Below are 11,159 nucleotides of genomic sequence, written 5' to 3'. Positions count from 1 at the left end.
GTCATCCTGAGGAACGAAGACACGAGCGATAGCGAACTGGCGAAGCAATCACACTAGAAGCTCCGCAATCTATGTCGCCAATCTTTGTAGAGTTCCGCGTGTGATCCTTCGTTCCTCAGGATGACAAAACAGATGCAACTTCACGTCGTTATAGTAGATTCATAATTATTTACAAGGATGACAAACTATACGCAACTTCACTTCAATACAGTAGATTCAAACTTATTTTTGTCATCCTAAAGGAGGAATGACAAACTATACGCAACTTCACTTCGATACAGTATATTCACACTTATTTTTGTCATCCTAAAGGAGGAACGACAAACTATACGCAACTTCACTTCGATACAGTAGATTCAAACTTACTTTTATAATCAATAATAAGAGAACAAAAAAAACGCTGCGATCATCGCGCAATTCTTTGTGAACTGCGGTTAAAAACCAAAAAAAAACCTCGTCAATTGACGAGGTTTTAGTTGTATTATTTTTTTGATTCTTCGATAGAAACTTTTCTGAACTCTTTTAAAAGTTTTTCAATTTCTAAAGTAGCTTTACGTGCTCTTGGACCTGCTGCTTTAATTCCTTTTTCAGTTAAAGATTCAGCTTCTGCTTTAAATGCGTCAATTTCGGCGTTGATTTTTACTAATAAATCTTTCATGCTTATATATTGTTAAATTAAGCCACAAAAATAAAAGTTTGTGTGATAGTTACAACAAAATTGCTGTTAAATTTAATGCAGTTTTTCATTCATTTTCTTTACAATAAATTGACTTATTCTTTTTCAAAAAAACCAATAAACACAAACCATTAACAATCAAATACTTATTTTAAAAACAATTTTACAAAGATCATTTTTGAGCTTTCTGCAAACTATTCAAGACATAAAAAAAATAATACAAAACGCAGCTGAGTATGCTCTATTCTATGCGTTAAACAGTGGGAAAATTACTCAACAACGGAAAAAATTACTCAATTAAACTCTTATTCAGGTAGACATTTTTTAAAATCAGACCGTCTATAATCGTTTTATCGATCTTTGTTCTGGATGTTTCTATGGTCAAGTTTTCAAATTTGAAATTACTCAAACGAACATTTGGATCTTTTTCTACGCCGTAAAAATTAGTGCATTTAAGTTCAATATTCCTTAAAGTAATACGCTCTCCGTAAGACAAAGGAATATCAGGACGGCCTTTTAAGTCATAAAACTGCCTCCACGCAAAAACCGCCAGACAAGTTTCGGCTTCTCCTTTTATGTTTTCAACCAAAATATATTCATATCGCTGCAGCGTGTCTGGTCGCATTTTTAACCAAAGTAAACGAGAAGCGCCTTCGATTTTACTATTTCTAAATATAACATTCCGGTTGTGAATGGCTTCGCTCCCATTCGTTAAAGCCGAATGACAAAAACCAAAAGTGCAGTCTTCAATTATAATATTTTTGTTTGGACCGTTATTTTTATCCTGATCTGCATACGGACCTTTTCCGCCTTTTAAAGCAACCGCATCATCATTTACAGACATATAACAGTCTTTTATCAAAACATTTTCGCAGACATCAAGATCGACTGCATCGGTGCTTGGAGCTTTGATTTCAATATGCGGTGAAAAAATGTAAAGCCCTAGAAGTTTAATATTAGTACATTTATAAAAATGATTCGTCCAAAAACCGGAATTAATCAATTTTACGTCTTGAAATTGCACGTTGTTGGAGTTCCATACAAAAATTAATCTTGGCCTTGAAACTTCTAAATTGGTACATTCTGGATTTTCACTTCGTCTTTTCCAGAAAGCTTCCCAAAACTTTTTTCCGTTTCCGTTAATTGTGCCGTGGCCGGAAATAGAAAAATAATCTACGCCGTATGCATTTATCAAAGCGGGAAAGTAATCTAAATTCTGCCCTTCCATTCGCGAAGGCAGTATTGGATAATCAGCAATATCATCAGATCCTTTTAAAACAGCGCCTTTTTCTAAATATAAAGCCGTCTTTGGTTTAAAGAATAAAGCACCACTCAAAAAAACGCCTTTCGGAATCACGATTACGCCGCCTCCGCCCGCCCCTGCTTTATCAATAACGGCTTGTAGAGCTCGGGTCTGGACTATAGTACTATCGTTTTTAACTCCAAAATTGGTAATTGTATATTGGTTTCCTAAATCTTTTAATTTTAGTTTTGTATCGTTTTTAAACCATTTTTCAATAGGAGTTCCGTCAGGAAATGTATTTGTCTGCTGTTGTGAAAAAGAAAAATGCGCATTTCCAATAAAACATAAAATGATAAGGATCTTTTTCATTCCGCAACAGCTGTTAATGTGTAATTTATTTAACTTGAACTTCTATTTTAGCCGAAAGCTGTTTGGCCAGATTCGTTACATAATTGGTAAAAAATTTCGAATCATTAAAACCTTTATCGGCACTCAATTCCCAAGCTGCGACGGAATAATAACTAATTTCCTTATTATTTTCAACCGTTAATTTTGCTAAATAGGAATCTGTCAATTGTCCCGTTTTTGGTGCTTCGATATACCCTTGATATAAATTTTTTGGAACTAATATAGCGGTTCCCAAGATCCATTGGCGCTCATAGGTTAAATAATCGTGCTGGATCAAACATACCCAGTCTCCAGATTCGATCACCTGAAGCGGATTTTTATTATTCAAATTAGAAATAGCTGCCAGAAAAGTTTCTTTTCCTTTAATACCGTTTATGGAAACTGTGTTTTTATAACCGTACATTCCCGGCCAGATAGAAGCTGTTTCCTGCACCTGATATAAATTTCCTGAGGCTTTCCAGTTTTCATAATGATAACTCAAAACAGAATTTACAGGCCCTTCAGATACAATTTTGAAAGTTGTTTTTTCAACATTATTAATGGTATCATTTAATAAAATTCCGAGTCTGTTCATTTTGTTGTCGATCAATAAAGCATAAGCTCCCAGACCAGCGGAGTTTCCAACAGGAAAAATATCTCTTCCCCAATCGTACATTACATGGTAATTATCTTCAACGGCGCCTTTACTGTTTATACCTACATTTTCCGGCGTTATGCCTGGAAGTTTTTTTCCAAAAACATCTTTAGAATTTCGTCCATCGAGATAATGTCTAAAACCTACTTTATCATTTTCCCAAGTCGGCCCATCTGTCTGGTATTTTTGATAGCCTAATTTTTTATATACTTGATCGGCCATTAAAACCTCTATTGTATCTGGATGGACAGGCAGGTTTTCGGCTTCTCTTTTTCCGAATCGCACACTTGTTTTAACTGTAAATTTCGGATCGGTTTCTGACCATTTTAACTGGATATTCTTTTCTTCCTTTGGCGAAAAATCAGTGGTAAAGAAAAGTTCGTCCCATTTTCCATCGCCGTTAAGATCATTTGTTTGTGCGGCAATTGTATCTGTTTTAAAAAGTAAAATAGGAAAAGTTCCTTTAGCACTATTACTGAGATTTTCTCTTTTTATTGCAATTGCTTTTTGAGATAAAGCCAGAGAACTAGTGTTTTTCAGCACAATAGCTTTTTCTGAAACATTTTGAGAAACTTTACAGCTTGTAAAAAAAGCTGTTACTAAAGTGATGGGAAGATAAAATAAAACTGTTTTTTTCATTCTTTCTTATTCTTTATTTAAGAAGAACAATGTAAGTTTTTTTAATTGTTAATACAACACTTCATTATATAAAAAACTTTAACTGCGAGAAATTTAGTATTTCCAAAATAAAAAAATGCAGGATAACGAACAACTTTTATCCTGCATTAAAGGCATAACTTTTTAACCAAGTCATAATTAAAAAGTATATGCACGAAAAAAATATAAAAAATATAAAAAATCACATTAAAAAATACATCGCCTTGTAATATTCCTGAGATTTTAAATTAGGCATCTGTAATTCAGACATGGCAGCTTTTTCATTTTTAAAATCCAGCTTCTTATTAAAAAAGGTTTTTAGCTCTTTGAAAATTTCGCGGCTTGTTTTGGATTCATCAAACAAAATCAGGTTGTTAATTACCTGCAAGAATGCCAGACTAGTATAAAACTGTTTGTTGAATAAACAAACCAAAACGTTTGGCTTTTTATTTTCCTGCAGAAAACCCAGCAGTTCCTCTTTATTATAAACTACATACACAATTCGGTCATAAGGTTTTACTTCCTCTATACTGTGATCAAAAAAAGCTTTTTCAGAAAATTCAAACTGATCTTTTAACTTTCTCTTAAACATTTTCAAGAAGACTCCTTTATTATCTCTTACTAACACTCGTTCTTTCTGCATTTTGATATTTTTAAACCTAAACAAAATTAAAGCAGCAATAAATTCTTAATAGCCCCAATATGCCAGAAAACAAACAGAATAAGATTTTTTTTCATCAAAAAAATTACTTAAAACTGAAAAATTATTCCATCAAATCTTTGTTACGGTAATTATATTACTTTCAACAAAGGCGAGTAATTCTTCTATTTTTTGACAGTGATACTCTTTTTTAGAAATAGAAATAATATAACCATTTCGTTCTTTTATATAGAGAAACAAGGCGTCTTTAGTCGAAATTACCTTTTCTATTTTAGACCATTTATGGGTTAATGCTCCCAATGGCGAATGAACAGAAATATCAGAATAGGTAAATATCAGTTTGTATTTATTATGAAATTTATCAAACTTCAATAACCTTTTTGACAATTCAAAAATCATATCCGAAATAGTATTGATGCAGCAAAACTGAATGATGATAAAAACCACAACTAAAGCAAGACTGCTTATCAGCCACTGCAAAAAATCTGACTCCAAAATAAAATCAATACCCACTACAGCGGTCAAAAGGGCAACCATACAAAATACAATTCGCTCTTTAAACAAGTGCTTAAAATACATTTTGTTGAGCTGTTTTATTTCAGAAACATTTAATTGAAACTCTAATAAAAAATTAGCCGATGTCATAATTGTTTTTGTTTTTGGATTTCATTCTCGTCAACAAAAATATTCCAACAGCATTTTATTTGATGGACGTAGAAGTTTTTAAACTATCAAAATAAGACTTTATTATTTCTCGAAATATTTCCTAATAAATAATAAAAATCATTATTGTATTTTGATGCTTTTTTCTTACTTAAATAACTTTTAAAATTTACCCCTAAAAGACAAATAAATAACACTATACGACTTTAAAACAATAGGCTATTTATTTTATTTTCAAATAGTTAACAATTAACTTTCTTTTATAATTATGTCTGAAATATTTATTTACTTTTGAAATCTATTCAAAATAAAACAAATATTTTCTTACAATGAATCGGCATTTAACTGAAGAAAAACTCAAGGAAAAAATTAAGGAGCTTACTTGTCTTTATGAAATTTCCAAAATCATTTCTAAATCCAATTCTATACATCTTCAAACGCTTTATGAAATTATTGTAAGCACAAAAAATGCCTGGTGTTATAATTTAGATGCGGTTGTAGAAATTCATATTCTAAATTATCATCTTTCTACTTCTGAAAAAAGCGAACCCAGCGTTTTTCAATCTAGTGTTATCAAAATTAAGGATAGAGATTCTGGCCATATCAGAGTTAATTACCCTTCTAGAAAGTATATACAGGACGATTTTCAGGAAGACGAACAACAGCTTCTGGACACTATTGCAATAGAAATTGGAAATTATATTGAAAAATACCAAACACTAGAAAAAAAAGCAGCGCTGCGAAGAACCATAGAACGCATGGAGCGCCTTACGCTTTTGGGCGAAATGACAGCCGGCATCGCTCATGAACTAAATACGCCATTGGGCAATATATTGGGTTTTGCAGAATTGATTAAGGAACAAAATAAGGATCCTGATATCGATTCAGATATTTCAATTGTAATAAATTCTGTTATTTACTCGCGGGAAATTGTCAAAAAATTAATGTTCTTTTCCTGCGAAATGCCGCACAAACTGGAATTACAGGAAATAAAACCAATTATTATTTTTGCTTTATCGTTTCTAAAATCAAACTTTCAAAAAAAGGGAATCAAACATGAATTGGTTTTTACAAACGAAAATATAGCCGCCAAACTTGATTCTGTTCAAATCACTCAAGTTATATTTAATTTACTTATAAATGCTATTTATGCTTCTCCAGAAAAGAGCACAATCAGAATTGTAGTGGATCATGATGACTTTAATTTATTTCTAAAAATAGAAGATCAGGGAACTGGTATTCCAGAAAATATAAAGGAAAAAATATTCGAGCCTTTTTTCTCGACCAAACCTGTAAGTTATGGATGCGGCCTGGGACTTAGCGTCGTTCATGGAATAATCAAGAATCATAACGGGGAGATACTTATAGAAAACAATATTCCTAATGGAACAATTTTCATAATTAGAATCCCTATACTGTAAAAAATAAAATGAATTTTAAAAAAGAAAACATACTTGTTGTCGATGACAATAATGATATGCTGGATTTGGTTCAGAGACAATTAAAGACTTTTAATTATAGAACATATAAGGCTTCATCTGTAAGTGAGGCAATTGAAGTATTAAAACACAGTGATATAAGTCTGCTAATCAGCGATGTTAATATGCCCGACGTTAATTGCTCCAGTATCTCCTTTTGCACCGTCTAATCCAGTCAATCTAATCCATTTTGTTTCGTCTTCAGGATCTCTTACAAAAACAACTTTAGTATCTCTGTTAACGTAAATTTGAATTGTACCGTCGATACCGGCAGTTCCAGGCGCACCCGGATCTCCAGAACCTCCTGCTATACCGTCTTTACCGTTGTTTCCTTCTTTCCCATTTAATGGGATCCAATTGTCTGGATTTTTAGGATCTCTGATATAAACAATTCCCGTAGTATTATCCACGTAAATATTAACAGTTCCATCAATAGCCGCAGTACCTGGAGCACCTGGAGCACCATTTCCTCCAGCGATGCCATTATTTCCATCTTTACCGTTTATAGGCACCCATTTATTTGGATCTTTAGGATCTCTTACGTAAACAATTCCTGTTGTGTAGTCGATATACATTTGAATTGTTCCATCAAGACCGGCATCTCCAGGCAGACCAGCTCCACCTGCAATTCCGTTGTTACCGTCAATTCCATTTTTACCATTAATTGCAGTCCACGTTCCATCTGGATTTTGTACGTATACGATGCCTGTTTCATTATCTGTATAAATAGATACATTTTCACCAGGATATCCAGGTTCCCCTTTTTTCCCCGGCTCTCCATTACCGCCAGCGATTCCATTTGCTTCACCAGAAAGTGCAAATCTCCACCATCTGTCTACATACCAGTAATAGTAACCTGGTTTAAGATCTGCGGTAGTTGCAATATTAAAAACCATTAAACTATCTACATTACCGTCTGAAATTGTAGCAGCATCAGTTAAACTTGTAAGCGCAACGTTTGGAATCAAAATACCTTTGTCTTTAGCAAAAACCTGTAGTTGAGCAGAAGTATGCTGTATCTCCTTATTACCTACTATTACCTGAGAGTAAGCAGAGAAACTACCTAAGACAAAAAGTAAAGGAAGTATTCTATTCTTCATATTATTTTATCGTTAATGTGTTAATAAAAATTATTTAAAAATTATAGTTAGTGAAGTCTTATAGAGAAAATCAATATTTTTTAAATTCAACTATTCACCTTTCAACAACAACATAACTACCTGTATTACAGTTAGTTTTAAAGCACAAATATCTCTATAACATCTATTAACGATACCCCCTAAAAGTTTTTAAAATTGTACTTTAGGACATTCTTTTAACTTAAAATTTTGATAAAACAAATACCTGATTCAGGCTGAAAGGATAAGATTTGATAATTTTAGTTAAGAAGTGTCAATTTGATAAGAAACTAAAAGATTTTAGCTGCTTCAATCAGATACTTGGCCAGCAGTCTTCAAAAAAAAAACCCAGCTGTAATAAGCTGGGTTTTTCCATTTTTGAATTAAATTAACTTTATTATTTTTCTAAAAGTTTTTCTATTTTAAGCATACGCTCTTCCAGTTGTTTAATTTTTGCATCCTTAGCATCAATTTCTTTTTGCTGTTCTTTAACTGCGTTGATTAAAACTGGTATTATTTCTGAATAATTTACACCAAGTGTTTTATTTTCATCTTCTCCCACATTTACTGCTTCTGGTAAAATTGTTTGTAATTGTTGTGCAGATACTCCAAGCATCATTTTATTCGTTGCATCTGTTTTCCAGCTGTACGTAATAGGATCTATTTTAAGTACGTCTGCTAAACCATATTGCAGCGGTTTAATATTGGCTTTCATACGAATATCTGAGGTTTGAATCACACCACCGGCAGCATATACAGCTGACCATCTATAATTACTTGCACCTAAAAGCTGAGTTCCATCACTAGCGGGATAAAGCCAGCCTGTTTGAGTAAGGGTCATTTTTGGCGTACCAGATGTGCTGAAAACTAAATCACTTGCATTTGTTGTACCATTTCCCTGATAAGTGGCACTAATAGTAGACAAAGAGGTCGCTCCTCCCCCGTTAAGTGATCTAAAAACAATACTTCCAATAGGATCATTAGCCGCAAGAGGTACTGGTGCAGACTGCGTTCCTCGAGATCTATCCAGTAATATACTTGGTGAATAAATATTGGAATACGTTTCTATCCTCAAATCATCTGCACTATTAGAACTTTCGTTGTTTGCCAGTATATGCAATTTTGAGCTTGGATTATTTGTACTTACCCCTACATATCCGGTTTTAGTAATCCTCATTTTCTCTGTATTGCTAGTAATAAACGGAAGGTCAAATGCGTCCTGTGTACCAATTGTTTTTAATGCACCATTTTTATTTCCATTTAAAATCCACGGTAAATCTGGAGACCATGTAACTATACCAGCGCTATTAGTCGTTAATGTTGAAGGCACAGCTGCCGGTACAATATTAACCTGCGCATTGGTCAGGGTTGCTCCCGTACCATTTACAACGTTAAGTACCGTAGCTGGGGTTGTAGTGGTTAAGTCTTTTTTAGCTACATCAATTGTTAGATTTGCATCTAAAACTTTACCAGAACCCGTTACCGTAATTGCTGTACTTCCTGCAATTAAATTTCCTGTTGTTATGGTTTGAGGTACAGATGCTCCAGTTGCTCCTTGCGGTCCAACAGCTCCTTGTGGTCCTACATCTCCTTTTGGCCCTACAGCTCCTTGCGGTCCTACTTCTCCAACATCTCCTTTTGGCCCTACAGATCCAACAGCTCCTTGTGGTCCAACATCTCCTTGTGGTCCTACTTCTCCAACATCTCCTTTTGGTCCAACATCTCCTTTTGGTCCAACATCTCCTTTTGGTCCAACAGATCCAACAGCTCCTTGTGGTCCAACTTCACCTTGTGGTCCAACAGCTCCTTGTGGTCCTACATCTCCTTGTGGTCCTGCTTCTCCAACATCTCCTTTTGGTCCAACAGCTCCTTGCGGTCCTACTTCTCCAACATCTCCTTTTGGTCCAACATCTCCTTTTGGTCCAACAGATCCAACAGCTCCTTGTGGTCCAACTTCTCCTTGTGGTCCAACAGCTCCTTGCGGTCCTACTTCTCCAACATCTCCTTTTGGTCCAACAGATCCAACAGCTCCTTGTGGTCCTACTTCACCTTGCGGTCCAACAGATCCAACAGCTCCTTGTGGTCCTGCTTCACCTTGCGGTCCAACAGATCCAACAGCTCCTTGTGGTCCAACTTCTCCTTGTGGTCCAACAGCTCCTTGCGGTCCTACTTCTCCAACATCTCCTTTTGGTCCAACAGATCCAACAGCTCCTTGTGGTCCTGCTTCTCCAACATCTCCTTTTGGTCCAACAGATCCAACAGCTCCTTGTGGTCCTACTTCTCCTTGTGGTCCTGCTTCTCCAACATCTCCTTTTGGTCCAACAGATCCAACAGCTCCTTGTGGTCCTACTTCTCCTTGCGGTCCTACTTCTCCTTGCGGTCCTACTTCTCCAACATCTCCTTTTGGTCCTACAGATCCAACAGCTCCTTGCGGTCCTGCTTCTCCTTGAGGTCCAACAGATCCAACAGCTCCTTGTGGTCCTACTTCTCCTTGTGGTCCAACAGATCCAACAGCTCCTTGTGGTCCTGCTTCTCCAATATCTCCTTTTGGTCCAACAGATCCAACAGCTCCTTGTGGGCCTGCTTCTCCTTGCGGTCCAACAGATCCAACAGCTCCTTGTGGTCCTACTTCTCCTTGTGGTCCAACAGATCCAACAGCTCCTTGCGGTCCTGCTTCTCCTTGCGGTCCAACAGATCCAACAGCTCCTTGTGGTCCTACTTCTCCAATATCTCCTTTTGGTCCAACAGATCCAACAGCTCCTTGCGGTCCTACTTCTCCAATATCTCCTTTTGGTCCAACAGATCCAACAGCTCCTTGAGGTCCTGCTTCTCCTTGTGGTCCAACAGATCCATCATTTCCTTTTATTTTTCCTAAATCAGAAGTCGTTCCATCAGTATAGGTAACAATCAGATTTCCTGATGCATCAACAGTCGTAGTAGTAATACCTCTTCCGTCAACTCCATTTGTTCCGTTAATACCATCCGTTCCGTCAATACCTTTTATTTTTCCTAAATCGGCAGTCGTTCCATCAGTATAGGTAACAATCAGATTTCCTGATGCATCAACAGTCGTAGTAGTAATACCTCTTCCGTCAACTCCATTTGTTCCATTAATACCATCCGTTCCGTCAATACCTTTTATTTTTCCTAAATCGGCAGTCGTTCCATCAGTATAGGTAACAATCAGATTTCCTGATGCGTCAACAGTCGTAGAAGCAATTCCTTTTCCGTCTGCTCCATCTTTTCCATCAATACCTTTTATTTTTCCTAAATCAGAAGTCGTTCCGTCTGTATAGGTAACAATCAGATTTCCTGATGCATCAACAGTCGTAGAAGCAATTCCTTTTCCGTCTGCTCCATCTTTTCCGTCTAGCCCTTTTACTTTTCCTAAATCAGAAGTCGTTCCGTCTGTATAGGTAACAATCAGATTTCCTGATGCATCAACAGTTGTAGAAGCAATTCCTTTTCCGTCTGCTCCATCTTTTCCGTCTAGCCCTTTTATTTTTCCTAAATCAGAAGTCGTTCCGTCTGTATAGGTAACAATCAGATTTCCTGATGCATCAACAGTCGTAGAAGCAATTCCTTTTCCGTCTGCTCCATCTTTTCCGTCTAGCCCTTTTA

General features: G+C 35.8%; 9 protein-coding genes. 2 read left to right on the top strand and 7 right to left on the bottom strand.

Annotated elements, in window-relative coordinates; genetic code table 11:
* Nucleotides 1-481 precede the first annotated feature (481 nt).
* From BSF42_RS22120 to BSF42_RS22100, 5 genes are all read right to left on the bottom strand, one after another.
* Nucleotides 482-658 (bottom strand): histone H1, encoded by a 177-nt coding sequence (locus tag BSF42_RS22120; RefSeq protein ID WP_029272605.1) that lies wholly within the window; start codon nt 656-658, stop codon nt 482-484.
* Nucleotides 659-965: 307 nt separating this feature from the next.
* The gene (locus BSF42_RS22115; RefSeq protein ID WP_095955270.1) at nt 966-2,288 is read right to left on the bottom strand and encodes a glycoside hydrolase family 28 protein; all 1,323 of its coding nucleotides are present in this window, start codon (nt 2,286-2,288) and stop codon (nt 966-968) included.
* A gap of 25 nt (nt 2,289-2,313) precedes the next feature.
* A complete protein-coding gene (locus BSF42_RS22110; RefSeq protein ID WP_095955269.1) occupies nt 2,314-3,600 on the bottom strand; it encodes a DUF4861 family protein in 1,287 nt (428 codons plus the stop codon).
* Nucleotides 3,601-3,820: 220 nt separating this feature from the next.
* Nucleotides 3,821-4,261, bottom strand: a complete 441-nt coding sequence (locus BSF42_RS22105) for a hypothetical protein (RefSeq protein ID WP_095955268.1) — start codon at nt 4,259-4,261, stop codon at nt 3,821-3,823.
* A 129-nt stretch (nt 4,262-4,390) separates the two neighbouring features.
* Nucleotides 4,391-4,924 carry a YcxB family protein gene (locus BSF42_RS22100; protein WP_095955267.1) on the bottom strand — a complete coding sequence of 178 codons (534 nt, stop codon included), beginning with the start codon at nt 4,922-4,924 and terminating at the stop codon, nt 4,391-4,393.
* 347 nt (nt 4,925-5,271) lie between these two features.
* Here BSF42_RS22100 and BSF42_RS22095 point away from each other — a divergent pair, with 347 nt between their 5' ends.
* Nucleotides 5,272-6,363: a sensor histidine kinase gene (locus BSF42_RS22095; protein WP_095955266.1), complete on the top strand. Its 1,092-nt coding sequence runs from the start codon at nt 5,272-5,274 to the stop codon at nt 6,361-6,363.
* An 8-nt stretch (nt 6,364-6,371) separates the two neighbouring features.
* The gene (locus BSF42_RS22090; protein ID WP_095955265.1) at nt 6,372-6,590 is read left to right on the top strand and encodes a response regulator; all 219 of its coding nucleotides are present in this window, start codon (nt 6,372-6,374) and stop codon (nt 6,588-6,590) included.
* Here the strand turns inward: BSF42_RS22090 and BSF42_RS22085 are convergent.
* Both BSF42_RS22085 and BSF42_RS22080 read right to left on the bottom strand, forming a co-directional pair.
* Nucleotides 6,528-7,520 (bottom strand): hypothetical protein, encoded by a 993-nt coding sequence (locus BSF42_RS22085; protein ID WP_095955264.1) that lies wholly within the window; start codon nt 7,518-7,520, stop codon nt 6,528-6,530. The genes BSF42_RS22090 and BSF42_RS22085 overlap by 63 nt on opposite strands.
* A 415-nt stretch (nt 7,521-7,935) precedes the next feature.
* Nucleotides 7,936-11,159, bottom strand: a 3,224-nt coding sequence (locus tag BSF42_RS22080; RefSeq protein ID WP_172426743.1) for a tail fiber domain-containing protein, incomplete at its 5' end; no start/stop codon positions are given.

The organism is Flavobacterium sp. ACN6 (genome assembly GCF_002304005.1).
GTDB lineage: Bacteria > Bacteroidota > Bacteroidia > Flavobacteriales > Flavobacteriaceae > Flavobacterium.
Note: the sequence above shows the minus strand (reverse complement) of the source record. Positions and strands in the feature narration are given on the sequence as shown.

Coding starts and splice junctions, on each gene's coding strand:
- BSF42_RS22120 (WP_029272605.1), bottom strand. CDS start 658: ATGAAAGATTTATTAGTAAAAATCAACGCCGAAATTGACGCATTTAAA.
- BSF42_RS22115 (WP_095955270.1), bottom strand. CDS start 2,288: ATGAAAAAGATCCTTATCATTTTATGTTTTATTGGAAATGCGCATTTT.
- BSF42_RS22110 (WP_095955269.1), bottom strand. CDS start 3,600: ATGAAAAAAACAGTTTTATTTTATCTTCCCATCACTTTAGTAACAGCT.
- BSF42_RS22105 (WP_095955268.1), bottom strand. CDS start 4,261: ATGCAGAAAGAACGAGTGTTAGTAAGAGATAATAAAGGAGTCTTCTTG.
- BSF42_RS22100 (WP_095955267.1), bottom strand. CDS start 4,924: ATGACATCGGCTAATTTTTTATTAGAGTTTCAATTAAATGTTTCTGAA.
- BSF42_RS22095 (WP_095955266.1), top strand. CDS start 5,272: ATGAATCGGCATTTAACTGAAGAAAAACTCAAGGAAAAAATTAAGGAG.
- BSF42_RS22090 (WP_095955265.1), top strand. CDS start 6,372: ATGAATTTTAAAAAAGAAAACATACTTGTTGTCGATGACAATAATGAT.
- BSF42_RS22085 (WP_095955264.1), bottom strand. CDS start 7,520: ATGAAGAATAGAATACTTCCTTTACTTTTTGTCTTAGGTAGTTTCTCT.